The sequence below is a fragment of the Streptomyces sp. NPDC054866 genome, assembly GCF_053610745.1.
Genome location: NZ_JBSGZA010000001.1, coordinates 1,559,313 through 1,575,659 on the forward strand (window position 1 = coordinate 1,559,313; position 16,347 = coordinate 1,575,659).

Annotated in this window: 17 protein-coding genes; 8 read left to right on the plus strand and 9 right to left on the minus strand. The window is 71.2% G+C overall.

What is annotated here, in order from left to right:
* Positions 1-15 precede the first annotated feature (15 nt).
* Positions 16-1,443 carry a dihydrolipoyl dehydrogenase family protein gene (locus ACWGI2_RS06630; RefSeq protein WP_453395997.1) on the plus strand — a complete coding sequence of 476 codons (1,428 nt, stop codon included), beginning with the start codon at positions 16-18 and terminating at the stop codon, positions 1,441-1,443.
* An 87-nt stretch (positions 1,444-1,530) separates the two neighbouring features.
* On the opposite strand, the gene ACWGI2_RS06635 is transcribed toward ACWGI2_RS06630, so the two are convergent.
* The gene (locus ACWGI2_RS06635; protein WP_453694353.1) at positions 1,531-3,531 is read right to left on the minus strand and encodes a heavy metal translocating P-type ATPase; all 2,001 of its coding nucleotides are present in this window, start codon (positions 3,529-3,531) and stop codon (positions 1,531-1,533) included.
* Positions 3,532-3,634: 103 nt separating this feature from the next.
* Here ACWGI2_RS06635 and ACWGI2_RS06640 point away from each other — a divergent pair, with 103 nt between their 5' ends.
* Genes ACWGI2_RS06640 through crcB (ACWGI2_RS06655) form a run of 4 tightly spaced genes read left to right on the plus strand, consistent with a single transcriptional unit; the run spans position 3,635 to position 5,188 of the window.
* Entirely contained in the window at positions 3,635-4,000 is a 366-nt protein-coding gene (locus ACWGI2_RS06640) for an ArsR/SmtB family transcription factor (RefSeq protein ID WP_453395999.1), read from the plus strand.
* Between the two features lie 42 nt (positions 4,001-4,042).
* Positions 4,043-4,450 (plus strand): fluoride efflux transporter CrcB, encoded by a 408-nt coding sequence (gene crcB, locus ACWGI2_RS06645; protein ID WP_453694354.1) that lies wholly within the window; start codon positions 4,043-4,045, stop codon positions 4,448-4,450.
* Positions 4,451-4,466: 16 nt separating this feature from the next.
* Entirely contained in the window at positions 4,467-4,817 is a 351-nt protein-coding gene (locus tag ACWGI2_RS06650; protein ID WP_453396001.1) for a DUF190 domain-containing protein, read from the plus strand.
* Positions 4,814-5,188: a fluoride efflux transporter CrcB gene (crcB, locus tag ACWGI2_RS06655; protein WP_453694355.1), complete on the plus strand. Its 375-nt coding sequence runs from the start codon at positions 4,814-4,816 to the stop codon at positions 5,186-5,188. The genes ACWGI2_RS06650 and crcB (ACWGI2_RS06655) overlap by 4 nt, the downstream gene beginning before the upstream one ends.
* Positions 5,189-5,205: 17 nt before the next feature.
* On the opposite strand, the gene ACWGI2_RS06660 is transcribed toward crcB (ACWGI2_RS06655), so the two are convergent.
* Entirely contained in the window at positions 5,206-5,553 is a 348-nt protein-coding gene (locus ACWGI2_RS06660; protein WP_453694356.1) for a tetratricopeptide repeat protein, read from the minus strand.
* A gap of 146 nt (positions 5,554-5,699) precedes the next feature.
* Here ACWGI2_RS06660 and ACWGI2_RS06665 point away from each other — a divergent pair, with 146 nt between their 5' ends.
* From ACWGI2_RS06665 to ACWGI2_RS06675, 3 genes are all read left to right on the plus strand, one after another.
* On the plus strand, positions 5,700-6,665 hold the full coding sequence (locus ACWGI2_RS06665) for a pirin family protein (protein ID WP_453694357.1): 966 nt from the start codon (positions 5,700-5,702) through the stop codon (positions 6,663-6,665).
* A gap of 235 nt (positions 6,666-6,900) precedes the next feature.
* Positions 6,901-7,284 carry a hypothetical protein gene (locus tag ACWGI2_RS06670; RefSeq protein WP_453694358.1) on the plus strand — a complete coding sequence of 128 codons (384 nt, stop codon included), beginning with the start codon at positions 6,901-6,903 and terminating at the stop codon, positions 7,282-7,284.
* Between the two features lie 153 nt (positions 7,285-7,437).
* Positions 7,438-8,235 carry a VOC family protein gene (locus ACWGI2_RS06675; RefSeq protein ID WP_453396006.1) on the plus strand — a complete coding sequence of 266 codons (798 nt, stop codon included), beginning with the start codon at positions 7,438-7,440 and terminating at the stop codon, positions 8,233-8,235.
* Positions 8,236-8,251: 16 nt separating this feature from the next.
* Here ACWGI2_RS06675 and dgt read toward each other — a convergent pair whose 3' ends face one another.
* From dgt to ACWGI2_RS06710, 7 genes are read right to left on the minus strand one after another with little or no spacing between them, the layout of a single operon-like run.
* The gene (dgt, locus tag ACWGI2_RS06680) at positions 8,252-9,577 is read right to left on the minus strand and encodes a dGTP triphosphohydrolase (RefSeq protein WP_453694359.1); all 1,326 of its coding nucleotides are present in this window, start codon (positions 9,575-9,577) and stop codon (positions 8,252-8,254) included.
* Positions 9,552-10,988 (minus strand): DUF6351 family protein, encoded by a 1,437-nt coding sequence (locus tag ACWGI2_RS06685; RefSeq protein WP_453694360.1) that lies wholly within the window; start codon positions 10,986-10,988, stop codon positions 9,552-9,554. Before ACWGI2_RS06685 ends, dgt begins: the two co-directional genes overlap by 26 nt.
* On the minus strand, positions 10,985-12,376 hold the full coding sequence (locus ACWGI2_RS06690) for an MFS transporter (protein WP_453694361.1): 1,392 nt from the start codon (positions 12,374-12,376) through the stop codon (positions 10,985-10,987). Before ACWGI2_RS06690 ends, ACWGI2_RS06685 begins: the two co-directional genes overlap by 4 nt.
* A gap of 13 nt (positions 12,377-12,389) precedes the next feature.
* Positions 12,390-12,845, minus strand: a complete 456-nt coding sequence (locus tag ACWGI2_RS06695) for a MaoC family dehydratase (RefSeq protein WP_453694362.1) — start codon at positions 12,843-12,845, stop codon at positions 12,390-12,392.
* Positions 12,842-14,380, minus strand: a complete 1,539-nt coding sequence (locus ACWGI2_RS06700) for an acyl-CoA synthetase (protein WP_453694363.1) — start codon at positions 14,378-14,380, stop codon at positions 12,842-12,844. Before ACWGI2_RS06700 ends, ACWGI2_RS06695 begins: the two co-directional genes overlap by 4 nt.
* Before the next feature lie 11 nt (positions 14,381-14,391).
* Entirely contained in the window at positions 14,392-15,264 is an 873-nt protein-coding gene (locus ACWGI2_RS06705; RefSeq protein WP_453694677.1) for an amidohydrolase family protein, read from the minus strand.
* Between the two features lie 5 nt (positions 15,265-15,269).
* A complete protein-coding gene (locus ACWGI2_RS06710) occupies positions 15,270-16,193 on the minus strand; it encodes an SDR family NAD(P)-dependent oxidoreductase (RefSeq protein WP_453694678.1) in 924 nt (307 codons plus the stop codon).
* Between the last annotated feature and the right edge of the window lie 154 nt (positions 16,194-16,347).

Consider the following 16,347-nt stretch of genomic DNA (forward strand, 5'->3'; position numbering starts at 1 on the left):
ACCACACTGGCTTCCATGACGGATTCGAAGACATACGACGTAGTGGTCCTGGGCGCCGGTCCCGTGGGGGAGAACGTCGCGGACCGGGCCCGTGCGGGGGGCCTGAGCGTGGCGCTCGTGGAGAGCGAACTCGTCGGGGGCGAATGTTCGTACTGGGCCTGCATGCCGAGCAAGGCGCTGCTGCGCCCGGTCATCGCCCGCTCGGACGCCCGCAAGGTGCCAGGACTGCGTCAGTCGGTGCAGGGTCCCCTGGACGCCGCGGCGGTCCTCGCGCACCGGGACGACTACACCTCGCACTGGAAGGACGACGGCCAGGTCGGCTGGCTGGACTCGATCGGCGTGGACCTCTACCGCGGTCACGGGCGCATCGCGGGAACACGCCAGGTGAGTGTCACGGGCTCGGACGGAACCGAGCAGACCCTCGCGGCCCGCCACGCGGTGGCGGTGTGCACCGGCACCCGCGCCGCACTGCCCGATCTGCCGGGCCTCGCCGATGTGAAGCCGTGGACGAGCCGCGAGGCCACCAGCGCGGATCATGTGCCCGGCCGCCTCGCGGTGGTCGGCGGTGGCGTCGTCGCGGTGGAGATGGCCACGGCCTGGCAGGCGCTCGGCTCGCAGGTCACCATGCTCGTCCGCGGTGAGGACGGGCTGCTGCCGCGCATGGAGCCGTTCGCCGGGGAGCTGGTCGCCAAGGCGCTGACGGAGGCGGGCGCGGAGGTCCGTACCGGCGTCTCCGTCACGGGCGTACGCAGGGAGAACGGCACGGTCACCGCGACCCTGAGCGACGGAGACACTCTCGAAGCCGACGAGATCCTCTTCGCCACGGGCCGCGCGCCGCGCACCGACGACCTGGGCCTGGAGACGATCGGCATGGACCCCGGCTCCTGGCTGCCGGTCGACGAGAGCCTGCGGGTGCAGGGCAGCGACTGGCTCTACGCGGTGGGCGACGCCAACCACCGCGCGCTCCTCACCCACCAGGGCAAGTACCAGGCCCGCATCGCCGGCGCCGCGATCACCGCCCGCGCCCAGGGCGTCCCCCTCCTGGAGACCGACACCTGGGGCGCGCACTCGGCCACCGCCGACCACGCCGCCGTACCCCAGGTGGTCTTCACCGACCCCGAGGCGGCATCGGCGGGCCTCACCCTCGCGGAGGCGGAGTCCGCGGGCCGCCGCGTGCGTGCCGTGGACTACGACATGGCGGGCGTAGCGGGAGCCGGCCTCTACGCGGACGGCTACGAAGGCCGCGCCCGCATGATCGTCGACCTCGACCGCGAGATCCTGCTCGGCGTGACCTTCGTGGGCCCCGGCGTAGGCGAACTCATCCACTCGGCGACGGTGGCGATCGCGGGGGAGGTGCCGATCGACCGGCTGTGGCATGCGGTCCCGGCCTATCCGACGGTCAGTGAGGTGTGGCTGCGGCTGTTGGAGACGTATCGGGGGTAATCCACGCGGCGCTCGCGCCGTGCGGCCCGGGGTCCCCCACCCCCGGTGGCCTCCTCTCCGGGGGAGGTCACCGGGACCACACCGAGCTCACTCACCCGCGTCCCGCCACGCCCCCTCCCGCAGCAGCCGCAGCCCGTTCAGCCCCACGATCACGGTGGAACCCTCGTGCCCGAGTACGCCGAGGGGGAGCGGCAGGCTGCCGACGAGGTCCCAGGTGACCAGGACGGCGATGAACGCCCCTGCGATCACCAGGTTCTGCACCACGAGCCCGCGGGCCCGCCGGGACAGGGCGATCACCCTTGGCACGGTGGCGAGTTCGTCCCGCACGATGACGGCGTCGGCGGTCTCCAGGGCGAGGTCGGAACCGGCCCGGCCCATCGCGATGCCGGTGTGGGCCGCGGCCAGGGCGGGCGCGTCGTTGACGCCGTCGCCGATGACCAGGACCTTGCGTCCCGCGCCCTCCGCCTCGCGTACCGCCGCGACCTTGTCCTGCGGGAGCAGTCCGGCCCGTACGTCATCGATGCCGACCTCCGTCGCGAGCCGGGCCGCGGCCTGCGCGTTGTCGCCGGTGAGCAGCATCGGAGCCGTGCCCGTGAGGGACTTCAGGGCGGTGACGGTCGTCGCCGCGTCCGGGCGCAGGCGGTCGGCGATGCCGAGGACGCCCACGGGGGCTCCGTCGCGCAGAACGAGCACCGCGGTCTGGCCGTCCTCGCCCAACTGCCGTGCGCGGGCGAGGGCTTCGGTGCTCGCCGCCTCCTGGGGCTCACCGGTCGGCATGGTCAGCAGCCGTGCCGGAGCGCCCACCCGGACGACCGCGCCCCCGACCGTGGCGCTCACGCCGACCCCCGGCGCCGATGCGAAGTCCGCCACCGCCGGAATCTCCAGGCCGCGAGCGCGCGCCGCGCTCACGACGGCGCGGGCCAGGGGATGTTCGCTGCGGTGCTCGGCCGCCGCCGCGAGCGTGAGGAGTGTGTCGTCCGTCAGGCCGCTGCCGGGGAGCGCGTGGACGGCGGTCACCCGGGGCGTTCCCTCGGTCAGGGTGCCCGTCTTGTCGAGGGCGACCGCGTCGACCTGCCCCAGACGTTCCATCACGACGGCCGACTTGACCAGGACGCCGTGCCGCCCCGCGTTCGCGATCGCCGAGAGCAGCGGCGGCATCGTGGCAAGGACCACCGCGCACGGCGAGGCCACGATCATGAACGTCATCGCCCGCAGCAGGGCCCCGGTCAGGTCGTCGCCGAGCGCGAGCGGCACGGCGAACACGGCGAGCGTGGCGACGACCATGCCGAGCGAGTACCGCTGCTCGACCTTCTCGATGAACAGCTGCGTCGGCGCCTTGGTCTCCGACGCCTCCTCGACCATCGCCACGATCCGCGCGATCACCGAGTCCGACGCGTCACGCCCGACCCGCACCCGCAGCGCCCCCGCCCCGTTCAGCGTGCCCGCGAACACCTCGTCCCCGGCCTCCTTGGCGACCGGCAGCGGCTCCCCGGTGATCGTCGCCTGGTCGACGTCACTGGCACCGTCGAGCACCTCGCCGTCCGCTCCGACCCGCTCACCGGGTCGTACGAGGATGACGTCGCCGACCTTCAACTCGGCCGTGTCGACGGTCTCTTCACCGCCCTCTTCACCGCCCCCGTCGGCCACCCGCGTGGCCGTGGTGGGCGCGAGGTCGAGCAGGCTGCGTACCGAATCGGCGGTACGAGCCGTGGCAAGGGCCTCAAGGGCGCCCGACGTGGCGAAGATGACGATGAGCAGAGCCCCGTCCATCACCTGCCCGATCGACGCCGCGCCGAGCGCTGCGACGATCATCAGCAGGTCGACGTCCAGGGTCTTCTCGCGCAGCGCGCGCAGCCCGGCGAGCGCCGGCTCCCAGCCACCGGCGACGTACGCGACGGCGTACAGCGCGCCCCACAGCCATGAGGCGGCCCCGGTCAGCTGGAGCGGCAGCGCGATCAGGAACGCGACGGTGGCCGCCGCCGCCCAGCGGGCCTCGGCGAGCGCGAGGACGCGGGTGCGGCGGCGCGGAGCCGCCGAGGGACCGGCGGAGGTTCCCTGGTCGGAGCGGGGGAGCAGGGCAGTGGGCATGACGAAGGAACCCTTCACGGGCTGGGGAACGGCAACGCCCACACCGTACAGGAACGAATGAACAGCTCTTCATGCGTACATGTGTCGTCGATAGGATGCTGCCATGGGTCACGGAGTCGACGACAAGAGCACCGCCACCACGCGCGAACGCCTGGACACCGTGGGGGCCGCCGACGTCGCCGCCACCCTCCAGGCCCTGGCGACGCCCTCACGGCTGCTGATCCTCGCCCGTCTGCAGGAGGGCCCCTGCGCGGCCGGTGATCTGGCCGAAGCGGTCGGCATGGAGCAGTCGGCCTGCTCCCACCAGTTGCGTCTGCTGCGCAACCTCGGCCTCATCACCGGCGAACGGCACGGCCGCTCCGTCATATACGCCCTCTACGACCACCACGTGGCCGAACTCCTCGACCAGGCGCTCTTCCACGTCGAGCACCTGCGCCTCGGTCTGCGGGACACGCCACCGGGCGGCTAGCCTGAAGGTGATCTTTACTGGGGACTACGTGGATCGGCGCAGGTGAGGGAGTACGGCGTGTGGCCCGTGGTGGCGGTCGTGGCCGTCGGCGGTGCGATCGGCGCGTCCGCCCGCTACGGCGCGTCCCTGATCTGGCCGACCGCCCCCGGCACCTTCCCCACGACGACGCTCCTGGTGAACGTCATCGGATGCGCGGTCATGGGTGTCCTCATGGTGGTCCTCGGCGAAATGCGGACGCCGCACCGCCTGTTGCGGCCCTTCTTCGGCACCGGCGTGCTCGGCGGCTTCACCACGTTCTCCACCTACGCGGTGGACATCGAGCGCCTGGTGGACGGCGGCCACGCCGGTACGGGCCTGGCCTACCTCGGACTGACGCTGCTCGCAGCCCTCGCGGCGGTGTGGAGTGCGTCGTGGGCGACCCGCCGCATCGTGGTGTGGAGGCGAACATGACCAGGTGGAGGCGGACATGACCAGACTGACGGGCACGGCCCTGCGCGTGACGGTCTTCATCGGCGAGACCGACATCTGGCACCACAAGCCGGTCTACTCGGAGATCGTCCACCGCGCCCGCAAGGCGGGCCTCGCGGGCGCCAGCGTCTTCCGCGGCATCGAGGGATTCGGCGCCTCGTCGCTCATCCACACGCAGCGGCTCCTCTCCCTGAGCGAGGACCTGCCGGTCGCGGTCGTGATCGTGGACGACGAGGACAAGATCCGCGCGTTCCTGCCGCAGCTCGACGAACTGGTCACCGAGGGGCTTGTGATCCTCGACGACTGCGAGGTCATCCGGTACGTGGGCCGGGGCGAGGCCGACCGGTGAACTGGCTCTGCGTGGTGGCAGGGGCGATGATCGGCGCCCCGCTGCGGTTCCTCACCGACCGTGCCGTGCAGGCCAGGCACGACACGGTCTTCCCGTGGGGGACGTTCGCGGTCAACGTGGCGGGCAGCCTGGTCCTCGGCGTGCTCACCGGCGCGACCGTCGCGGGCGCCGCCTCCTCCCACACCCAACTGCTCATCGGCACCGGCCTGTGCGGCGCCCTGACGACGTACTCGACCTTCTCGTACGAGACGCTGCGGCTCTCCGAGGGCGGGGCCAGGTTCTACGCGGCGGCCAATGTCGTGGCGAGTGTGGTCGCGGCGCTCGGCGCGGTCTTCGTGGGCGTCGCGGCGGCGGAGGCGGTGTGGGGCTGACAGGCCCTCAGCCACGATCAGGCCTCGGCGAAGTCCCCCGAGAGGGCTGCCGCCATCCGCAGGTGCGGGGCCGCGTCCGCGTCCCGTCCCTGCCGCTCGAGCGTGCGGCCGAGCAGCAGCCTGGCGTACTGCTCGACGGGGTCGAGCTCGATGACCGTACGCAACTCGGTCTCCGCGCGCCGCAGTTGCGCCGAGTGGTAGTAGGCGCGGGCCAGCAGCAGACGCGGGGCGACCTGCTCCGGTACCTCGTCGGCCAGGGCGGCGAGGATGCGCGCCGCCGTGGCGTACTCCTTGGTGTCGAAGAACTGCCGCGCGCGCTCCCAGCGCTCCGCCGCGGTTCCGTGGTCGTAGTACGTCGTGTCCACTGTTGCCTCCTTCGAGCCGTGCAACAGCCACGGGTAGTTAAAAATTCCACTAAGGGGCCCTCGGTGGCGGCGCCGGGACGACGGAGTCCGGAATGACCGGGGCGCGTGCCTGACGACCGGTGCCCCACGGGTCTAGGTTGTGCGACATGAGCAATCTTGATCGCGAGGCGGTCCCGTCCCTGTGCGGCGGTCGCGGGTTCGTCGTCGCCGAACCGGTCCGGGAACTCCTCAGCCCCCGAAAGGTCAAGCTCGGCGAGTCCACCGAGGTCCGCCGCCTGCTGCCCAACCTGGGCCGCCGCATGGTCGGCGCCTGGTGCTTCGTGGACCACTACGGCCCCGACGACATCGCGGACGAGCCCGGCATGCAGGTGGGGCCGCACCCCCACATGGGCCTGCAGACGGTGAGCTGGCTGCACGAAGGTGAGGTCCTGCACCGTGACTCCACGGGCAGCCTCCAGACGATCCGGCCCCGCGAGCTGGGCCTGATGACCTCGGGCCGGGCGATCTCGCACTCCGAGGAGAGCCCCAGGGCCCACGCCCGCCTCCTGCACGGCGCCCAGCTGTGGGTGGCGCTGCCCGACGCCCACCGCGGCACCGACCCGCGCTTCGAGCACCACGCGGAGCTGCCCCTGGTCACGGCCCCCGGCCTGACGGCGACCCTCATCCTGGGCACGGTCGACGGCGCCACGTCACCCGGCACGACCTACACCCCGATCGTCGGAGCCGACCTCACCCTGACCCGCGACGCGGACGTACGCCTCCCCTTGAACCCCGACTTCGAGTACGCGGTCCTCAGCATGTCCGGCGAAACCCGCGTGGACGGCGTCCCGGTCCTGCCCGGCTCGATGCTGTACCTGGGCTGCGGCCGCACCGAACTCCCCCTGCGCGCCGAGTCGGACGCGGGCCTGATGCTCCTGGGCGGCGAGCCGTTCGACGAGGAACTGATCATGTGGTGGAACTTCATCGGGCGGTCGAACGAGGAGATCGCACGGGCACGGGCCGACTGGATGGAAAGCACCCGCTTCGGAGAGGTGAAGGGGTACGACGGCGAACGGATCCCCGCGCCGGAACTGCCGCCGGTGCCGCTGAAGGCGCGGGGGCGCGTGCGCTGATCTGCCTCGCCAGGGAAATGCCATGGATGCGGATTTAGGTAAGTTGCCGAATGCCTGGCCATATTTGGCGTATTGCGATAGCCGTGTAACGCGCGGCGGTCATGCGACGCAGACTTACTCGGGCCCGTGCGGCGAATCGTGTGCGTGACGCGGCAGGAGATTTTCCTGAGGGGATCCCAGGGGTGTGTCCTGCCCCTGCCTCGGCCCGCAATGCGACGCGCCAGATTGGATACCTGTGAGCAATATCGACCCGATGTCCGGTCCCCACGCCTACGGTCAGTCCCCGCAATCCCCGCAGACCCTGCAGCCTCCGCAGCCCCCGCACCGCCACGAGCGGAACCAGAACACCGCTCGACGGGTGGCCCTGGCCGTCCACACGGTCGCTGACATCGCGGCCGTGTTCCTCGGTATGTGGATCGTTCTCTATCTGCTCGATGCGAATGAGGCGAATATCTTCGTTGATTTCGTGCACGGAACGGCCGACTGGCTTGCCTGGTGGTCACAGGATGTTTTCACGATGGACACAGAGGGGCTTCGAGTTCTCCTCAATTACGGTCTGCCGGCTGTGATTTATCTGCTGGTCGGTCATGGGATCGCGGCCCGGCTCAGCCGGGCGTGACGCATGGGAGCCTGCGCAAACCCTCCGTGTTCATCTCGCTACCCAGGCGTGCCTGGGGTCACCTACACGCCTGAACCGTCCTGAGCCGACGCGCGACTGTCAGTGCCGAGTGCAAGGCTGGTGGTGTCACAAGGACCTGCGAAGGGAATCGTCGTGATCACCACTGACCTCACTCCCGGCTCCCCCTGTTGGCTCGACCTCGGTGCCCCCGACGTCCCGGCCGCCGCGGCCTTCTACGGCGCGGTGCTCGGCTGGGACTACGAGTCCATGGGCGAGGCGGAGGACATGGAAGGCGGCATGTTCCAGAAGGACGGCAAGACCGTCGCCGGGCTCGGCAAGCTCACGGAGGAGGGCGCGCGCCCCGCCTGGATGATCTATTACACGGTCACGGACGCGGACGCCACGACTCAGGCCGTGGAGCGCGCGGGCGGCACGGTGCGGGTAGCGCCGAGGGACCTCGACGACTGGGGACGGATGGCGCAGTACAGCGACCCGCTGGGCGGCCAGTTCGCCGTCTGGCAGCCAGGGACGAACTCGGGCTTCGAGCTCGCGGACGACCCGGGCTCGCTGTCCTGGACCGAGCTGTTCACGAGCGACGTCGCCGCCGCGAAGGAGTTCTACGGCGGTGTGCTCGGCTGGCAGTTCAGCAACATGGAACTGCCGGGCGGCGCGGGGACGTACACCCTCGTCACTCCTGCCGGACTGCCCGATGAGCGCATGCAGGGCGGCCTGATGGAGCTCAGCAAGGACGACCTCGCGCTGGCGGGCGGGCGGCCGTACTGGCACCCGGTCTTCGCCGTCACCGACTGCGACGCGGCGGTCGCCCAGGTCACCGGGAACGGCGGCAGCGTGCAGATGGGGCCCGCGGACGTGGAGGGTGTCGGCCGCCTGGCCGTCTGCCTCGATCCGTCGAACGCGGACTTCGTGGTGCTCACGCCCGCCGAGAGCTGAGCCGGCCACACGTTCGTCACAGCCACACGTTGTCGTTGACCGAGCCCAGGCCCGTGCCGGACAGCCGGCGATGCAGTGCCAGCGCCTGGTCCTCGGTGAGCGAGGCGACATGGTCGGCGGCGGCACGCAGCCGGTCGCCGTGCAGCGCCAGTTCCTCGGCGCGGTCCGGCGGCAGCAGCTCGGGCGCGTCATGGCTCCACCGCAGGAGTTCGCCGACCACCCGGCGCTTGCCGTGCTGCTGGGTGGCGAGCGCCGGGCGGTCGATGACGTAGCACCACACCAGCTCCTTGAGCAGATCGCAGGCCGCCCGCCGCTCGGCCGGGATCACCAGGCGGGCCCCGTACCGGATCGCCGCGGTGCCGCCGACCTCCAGCTCGATCCCGCGGGTGAAGTACGCGATCAGGTCGGCGGTGCGGCGGTTGACCGCGACCGCGTCCTCGTGGCTGCCGCTGTAGGGGGCGTGCACCGCGAGCCGTTTGCCGATGTCCGCCATCAGCAGCAGCGCCGCGTCGCGGTCGAAGTCCTCGCCCGCCCGCACCCGCTTGGCCTGTACGTAGTCCAGGAAGCGGCGGGTCTCGCGCTCGGTGTCGCCGCCCGCTGCTCCGTCCGGAGGGAACAGCGCGGCCAGCGGGATCAGGCCCGTACGGTAGAAGTCCTCCACGTCATGGCAGGCGTAGGTGACATCGTCCGCCCAGTCCATCACCTGCTCCTCGACCGGCACCTCCGCGTCGGTGCGGCCCGCCCTCACCCACGCGAACGCCTCCCGGTCCGCGACGTACACGCCCCACTTCACGTGTCGCGCCGGATCCTGGTCGACCGGCGCCCGCTCCCACGGGTACTTGGTGGACGCGTCGAGACAGGCGCGGGTCAGATGCAGTCCGCGATGGCCCGGGTACTTGTGGGCGGCGAGGAAGGTCAGCACCCGCAAGGTCTGCGCATTGCCCTCGAAGCTGTCGAGGACGCCGTCCGCCAAGTGCAGCTCGTCCATCGTGTCGCGCAGGGCCAGCTCTCCGGCGTGCCCGAAGGGCGGATGGCCGATGTCGTGCGCCATGCAAGCCGCTTCGACGAGCGCCGGGTTGGGCCCGCCGTACTTGCGCTCAAGCCGCTCCGCCATCCGCCGGCCGAGCTGGGCCACCTTCATCGAGTGGGTCAGCCGGGTGTGGTAAGCGCCCAGCTCGGCGCTCGCCACCACCTGGCTCTTGCCCGCAAGCGCCCGCCATTGGGTCGAGTACAGGATGCGGTCCACGTCGTGCTCGAAGCCGGACCGCTGCCCGTCGTCGGGGACCCGGCGCCGCAGGGAGTGTTGTTCGAGATCCTCATGGCTGTACAGGGCTGGTCGCATGTGCGGATGCTACGTCCTGCTGAACAATCCGTGGCCTCCCCTGGTAGGGGCGTGGGTAGGGGCCGGGGCGGTACATCGCGTAGCGGGCCGGGGTGGTCGGGTCCGCCTGGTGGGCGCGGGAGTTGAGGGCCGACGGTGAGGTGTCGGCCCAGTGGCCCGTCGTGATCCTGTGGTCGATCGTGTGGACGGCGGCGAGTTGTTCGCCGGGGCTGAAGGTGCAGTGCCCGGCGTTCTCCGTGTACGCCTGGCGCAGCAGCGGGGCACGGCCCGCTCCGGTCACCGCGCGGCCGTAGGCGTTCTCCACCTGCACGGGCACGAGCGCGTCGCCGGTGGTGTGGATGGCGAACTGGGGCTTGCTCAGACGGCCGGACGGCGAGGCGTGGTCGGCCATGTAGCGCACCGCGCTCGGCTTCGCGCTGACGCGGGGCTCGCGGGCGAGGTCGCGCAGGTCGCTCCGGAGGGACAGGCCTGCCGACTTGTAGAGGGCCTTGACCTCCTTGTAGTGGGAGGAGCGGGCCAGCATCGCCGAGTAGTCGACGCCGGTGTTCCAGGACATGTTGCCGCCGGCGCGGCGCTCGGCCTCCTCCCGCCAGACGAAGCCGGGCTGCGCCACCAGGCCGCGTACCGCCGTGTACTGGTTCGCCTGCTGGCCGGGGTAGTCGTCCGGGGCCGGCCGTGGCGCGCCCGGGTCGTTCCAGCCCGGGATGTTGTGCAGCGCGGCGGCGAGCGCGATGCGGGCCCGGCCGTCCGCGGAGTTCTGCGCCGTGCCCAGGCTCGCGCCGAGCCGTTTGGCCGATGCGGCGGCTTCGGAGGCGTCCTTGAAGCCGGTCAGCGGGATGTCGGAGTCGCCGGAGCGGGGCGTGAGGAGAGTGCGGAGGGCGAACGTGGCGTCCAGCGTGGAGTTCCAGTTGGCGACCCCGCCGTGCACGAGGCCGCACATGGACAGGGAGCCGTCGACGCGTCCCGGATGGCGCTCGGCGATCGTCGTGGTGATCAGACCGCCGAGCGACTCGCCCCAGGCGACGGTCCGCCGGGCCTCGCCGACCTTCCCGGTGAACGCGTCGAGGGCGGCCAGCTGGTCGGGCACCGCCTGCTCCACGGACCAGCCGGTCGTCGCGTACGAGGAGCCGACGAGCGCGTAACCCTCCTTCAGGAGCAGCTTCTTGGTGGCATCGTCGGGGGCGTTCACGGCCGGGTTGGGGGCGCCCTCGGGACGGTATCCGTGGCTGAAGAGCAGGACGGTGCCGTTCCAGTGATCCGGAGTGTCGATCATGTACGCGGCGCCGGAGGGGAGGGTGCCCTCCAGGTGGCGGGCGGTGGTCTGCGGCGCGGCGGAGGACGGGGCCGCGGCAGCCATGAGGAGCAGCAGGGCCGCGAGACCGGCCGCGGGCTGCCGGGTGGCGCGTGTCATGTGGACTCTCCCTGTACGGAGGATGCGGAGGGCGCGGATGCCGGGGATGCAATGAGCGGAGGGCCCTGTTCGGCGAGGTCGCGCGTGTTGGTCTCCTTGACCCGCCAGACGGCCAGCACGGTGATCGCGCTGCCGGCCGTGAGCAGCAGGGCGACCGCGTCGCTGGAGTCGTACGTGGCGAGCAGCCCGCTCGCGATCAGCGGAGAGAACCCGGCGCCGAGCAGCGTCGCCGTCTGATAGCCGAGCGAGGCGCCCGTGTAGCGCACCCGCGTCGAGAACATCTCGCTGAACAGCGCGCCCAGCGGCCCGTACATCACGGACTGAGCGATCCCGTGCCCGATCACGCAGGCGAGGATCAGGAGTCCGGGCCGGTGGCTGTCCACGAGCGCGAAGACCGGGAAGGCGGTGGCCGCCGAGAGGAGCGCCCCGGCAAGGACCAGGGGGCGGCGCCCGAAGCGGTCCGAGAGCAGGTTCGCGCACGGCAGCACCACAAGGGCCACGCAGGACGCGACGGTGACTCCGGTGAGCACCTGCGGGCGTGTGTACCCCTCGTCGACGGCGTACGAGATCATGAAGCTCGTCATCAGCGCCTGCGCGGTGAACGGGCCGATGCCGACCGCCGAGGCGAGCAGGACCGGGCGCGGCGCGCGCAGGACTTCGAGCAGGGGCATCCGCGCGCGCTCCCGCCGCTGCGTGAGCGAGGCGAAGAGCGGGCTCTCCGCGACCTTGAGGCGGATGTAGAGGCCCGCCCCGAGCAGCAGGAAGGACAGCAGGAACGGCACGCGCCAGCCCCAGGCGCGGAAGTCGTCGTCGGGCAGAGTGCTCACCAGCGTGACGACCCCGGTGGAGAGCACCATGCCCAGCGGGGCGCCGAGTTGGGTGAAGCTGGTCCACAGGCCGCGCGGCCGGTCGCCCGCGTGTTCGGCGACCATGAGCGTGGCGCCGCCCCATTCGCCGCCGATCGCGATGCCCTGCACGACGCGGAGCAGGACGAGCAGGACGGGCGCCCAGACGCCGATCGCGTCGTACGTGGGAAGCAGGCCGATGAGGAAGCTGCCCGCGCCCATCAGGACCATGGTCAGGAGCATCATCGACTTGCGGCCGAGCCGGTCGCCGAAGTGGCCGAAGACGATGCCGCCGAGGGGGCGGGCGACATAGCCCGCGGCGAACGTGCCGAAGGCGGCCACCGTGCCCACCGCCGGATCGGCCTCGGGGAAGAAGAGGTCGCCGAAGACGAGCGCGGCGATGGTGCCGTACACGAGGAAGTCGTAGAACTCGATCGCGGTGCCGAGCAGCCCGGACAGGGCGACGCGGCGCAGTTGCCCCGAACTGTCTTCGGGTCCGGGTCCGGCCTCGGAGCTCGCCTTTCCGGCGGGTGGGTGCGTCATGGTGTCGGGCTCCTCAGGCGTAGAAGCGGGACAGGCTCCGCAGGACACAGGCGGGCTTGTCGCCGCCCTCGATCTCGACCGTGCCGTCGACGGCGATCTGCACCCCGCCGCGCACCTCTTCGACGGAGGCGAGCGTGGCGCGCAGACGTATCCGGGCGCCCGCCTTCACGGGGGAGGGGAAACGCACCTTGTCCAGGCCGTAGTTGACCTTCGTGGTGACGCACTGGACGTCGAGGAGATCGGTGAAGAGCGGGATGAAGAGGGACAGGGTGAGGTAGCCGTGCGCGATCGGCGCTCCGAAGGGTCCCTGCGCGGCCTTCTCCGGGTCGGTGTGAATCCACTGGTGGTCGTCGGTCGCGTCGGCGAAGGTGTCGATGCGGTCCTGGCCGACCTCGAGCCAGTCGGTGACGCCGAGTTCGCTGCCGGCGAGGGCGTGCAGTTCGTCAAGTCCGTTGGCGGTGACGGTCATTGGGGTGTTCCTTCCGGAGGGTTGGGTGTCGCCGCGCCGCCGTGGGCGCGGCGCAGGCTGGGCTTGTGGAGCTTCCCGGAGGCGGTGCGCGGCAGTTCGCTCACACACACCACCGATTTGGGGATCTTGTACTTGGCGAGCCGGCCCGCGAGGAAGCCGAGTACGTCGTCCGGTGCGGGGGTGGCGCCCTCGCGGGGCACGACGACGGCGCGCGGTACTTCGCCCCAGCGCGCGTCCGGCACGCCGATGACGGCGCACTCCACCACGTCGGGGTGGGCGAGCAGCGCGCTCTCGACCTCGGCGGGGTAGATGTTCTCGCCGCCGGAGATGATCATGTCTTTGAGGCGGTCGGCGATGGTGACGAAGCCGTCGGCGTCCACTCGTGCCGCGTCGCCGGTGCGGAACCATCCGTCGGCGAAGGCGGCGGCGGTCTCGTCGGGCAACTGCCAGTACCCGGCCATCACATGGGGCCCACGCACAAGGACTTCCCCAGTCTCCCCGACGGCCGCGGTGGAGAGGTCGGGACGCACGACGCGTACGTCGGTGAAGAAGTGCGGCACACCGGCCGAGCCCGCCTTGCGCTCCGCGTGCTCGGCGCCGAGGTAGAGAGCGCCGGGTGCGGCCTCCGTCATCCCGTACCCCTGCTGGAAGGAGAGCCCGCGCTCCGCGTACGCCTCGATCAGCGGCGTGGGCACGGGTGCGCCGCCGCACATCAGGATCCGCAGCGAGGACAGGTCGGCTGCCCGCCAGCGCGGCTCGCGGGTGAGGAGCTCGTACATCGTGGGCACCCCGAACATCGCGCCGATTCCGTGCCGTTCGACGAGTTCGAGGGCCTCGGCCGGGTCGAAGGACTCGACGAGCACGCAGTGGCCGCCCTTGAGGAGCACGGGCAGGGTGAGCATGCCGAGCGCGGCGGCGTGGAAGAGCGGGGCGGAGACCAGGGCGACGGTGTCGGCGGTGAGGTCGGCGTCGACCAGGACGTTGACGGCGTTCCAGGTGAGGTTGGCGTGGGTGAGCATGGCGCCCTTGGGGCGGCCCGTGGTGCCGGAGGTGTACATCAGGATGCACACGTCGTCTCCGCCGACCGCCTCGTCCAGGGGTTCCTCGACCGACTGCCCGATCAACTCCTCATAATCAGGGCCCACTTCGATGAAGAGACCCACCTGCCCTGACGCCTGCCGCAGCTCCGCCACGACAGGGGTGTGTGCGGGGGAGTGGATCAGCGTGCGGGCGCCCGCGTCGGCGAGTTGGTATCCGATCTCGGGAGCGGTCAGGCGGGTGTTGAGCGGCACGAAGACCGCGCCGAGCGCGCCTGCCGCGAAGAAGGTCTCCAGGAAGGCCGGGTGGTTGGGCCCGAGGTGGGCGACCCGGTCCCCGCGCCGGACGCCTCGGGCGCGCAGGGCATGGGCGAGCCGCAGGACGCGGGAGTGCAGGACGGCATAGCTGATGGGGCGGCCCTCATGGGTGAGGGCGGTGCGGTGCGGGGTCTTGCGGGCCCGGCGCGCGGGCCAGGAGCCGAGTCCTTCGTTGCGCATGGCGCCCCCCTCTACTTGAGCCCGAGCAGACGGGCGGCGTTCTCCTTGAGGATCTTGGGGCGGACCTCGTCCTTGATCGCCAGCTTCGCGAAGTCGGCGAGCCAGCGGTCGGGCGTGAGGACGGGGAAGTCGGAGCCGAAGAGCACCTTGTCCTTGAGCAAGGTGTTGGCGTAGTGCACGAGTTGAGGCGGGAAATACTTCGGCGACCACCCGGACAGATCGATGTGCACGCCCGGCTTGTGTGTGGCGACGGCGAGGGCCTCGTCCTGCCAGGGGAAGGACGGGTGCGCGAGGATGATCTTCAGCTGCGGGAAGTCGGCGGCGACGTCGTCGACGTACATCGGATTCGAGTACTTCAGGCGGATCCCGCCGCCTCCGGGCACGCCCGCGCCGATGCCGGTCTGCCCGGTGTGGAAGAGGGCGACGCAGCCGGTCTCCTCGATGACCTCGTACAACGCATAGGCGACAGAACGGTCGTTGGGGAAGAACCCCTGGATGCTCGGGTGGAACTTGAAGCCCTTGACCCCGTACTCCTCCACGAGCCGGCGGGCCTGTCGCACGCCCGCCTTCCCCCGGAACGGGTCGACGGACGCGAACGGGATCAGCACGTCGGGGTGGGCGGCCGCGGCCTCGGCGACCTCCTCGTTCGGGACGGGCACGGTGCCGGTGGCGGACTCGGCGTCCACGGTGAAGACGACGGCGGCCATCTTGCGCTCGCGGTAATAGGCGGCCATCTCTTCGAGGGTGGGCTTGCGCGTGCGCCCCTCGACCTTGAAGTACGCGCTGGAGGCGGCGTCCAGGTCCTCGTCGAGCGAGGCGTGCCCCTGGGAGGAGACCTCGGCGTGCGTGTGGACGTCGATCGCGGTGAGCTCGGAGAGGTCCAACTCCCTCACGCCCCCGGGATCTTGGGGGCGGGGATGCCGACCGTCTCCGGAGCGCTGCCCACCGAGGTGTGCCAGGCGGCGGCGATGGTATCCGGGGTCCAGCCGCCGTCCGCGTACGCCACGGCGGCCTCGTGCGGGTGCGACCACAGGGCGAGCCGGTCGCCGCCGATGCCGACGCACTGCCCCGTCACGTCACGGGCGAAGCCGGAGGCGAGGAAGGGCACGAGCGCGGCACAGTCGTCGGCCGTCCCGAACCCCTCGCCCTTGCGCAGGAAGTCCGGCAGCGGCTGACCCTCCTTCATGGCCTCGATGTACGGGGCGAAGGCGGGGATGGTCTCGGTCATCGCGGTGGCGGCCACCGGCACGATCGCGTTGACGGTGATGTCGGCCCTGGCCAGCTCCATCGACCACGTACGCACCATGGCCGCGATCCCGGCCTTGGCGGCGGCGTAGTTGGTCTGCCCGAAGTTGCCGCGCTGCCCGGCGGGGGAGCCGACCAGGATCAGGCTGCCGCCCTCACCCTGCTCCCGCATGCGTACGGCGGCGGCGCGGGCGCAGGTGAAGGTGCCCCGCAGATGGGTGGTGACGACCGCGTCGAAGTCCTCGTCGGTCATCTTCCACAGCACCCGGTCGCGCAGGATCCCGGCGTTGGTCACCATCGCGTCGAGCCGCCCGAACTCCTCGACGGCACGGGCGACCAGGCGGTCGGCGGCCTCGCCGCTGCCGACGGCCACCACTTCGGCGACGGCACGCCCGCCTTCCTCCGTGATGGCCTTGACGGCGCGCTCGGCGGCTTCCTGGTCAACGTCGTTCACCACTACGGCGGCCCCGGCGCGAGCGAGGGCCGAGGCATAGGCGAGACCGAGGCCGCGCCCCGATCCCGTGACGACGGTGACCTTGCCGCGCAGGTCCACGGCGTATGAGTCCAGCACTGGGAGATCCCTTCAACAGGCAGCGAAATGAGATGAGTTGGCGGGCGGGGGGAACACGACCCCGGTCGGCCGGGGGACACGCCCCCGACCGGAGTCGGCCCACAGAAAGGAAGCTAAGACAAACGATTGTTGTCGTCAATGATTGTTTCCA

Bases quoted from the DNA above. Each gene is read 5' to 3' on its own strand.
- ACWGI2_RS06635 (WP_453694353.1), bottom strand. From the start codon at position 3,531: ATGCCCACTGCCCTGCTCCCCCGCTCCGACCAGGGAACCTCCGCCGGT.
- ACWGI2_RS06630 (WP_453395997.1), top strand. From the start codon at position 16: ATGACGGATTCGAAGACATACGACGTAGTGGTCCTGGGCGCCGGTCCC.
- ACWGI2_RS06665 (WP_453694357.1), top strand. From the start codon at position 5,700: ATGAGCAATCTTGATCGCGAGGCGGTCCCGTCCCTGTGCGGCGGTCGC.
- ACWGI2_RS06700 (WP_453694363.1), bottom strand. From the start codon at position 14,380: ATGCGCAACGAAGGACTCGGCTCCTGGCCCGCGCGCCGGGCCCGCAAG.
- ACWGI2_RS06650 (WP_453396001.1), top strand. From the start codon at position 4,467: ATGACCAGACTGACGGGCACGGCCCTGCGCGTGACGGTCTTCATCGGC.
- dgt (WP_453694359.1), bottom strand. From the start codon at position 9,577: ATGCGACCAGCCCTGTACAGCCATGAGGATCTCGAACAACACTCCCTG.
- ACWGI2_RS06685 (WP_453694360.1), bottom strand. From the start codon at position 10,988: ATGACACGCGCCACCCGGCAGCCCGCGGCCGGTCTCGCGGCCCTGCTG.
- ACWGI2_RS06690 (WP_453694361.1), bottom strand. From the start codon at position 12,376: ATGACGCACCCACCCGCCGGAAAGGCGAGCTCCGAGGCCGGACCCGGA.
- ACWGI2_RS06695 (WP_453694362.1), bottom strand. From the start codon at position 12,845: ATGACCGTCACCGCCAACGGACTTGACGAACTGCACGCCCTCGCCGGC.
- ACWGI2_RS06640 (WP_453395999.1), top strand. From the start codon at position 3,635: ATGGGTCACGGAGTCGACGACAAGAGCACCGCCACCACGCGCGAACGC.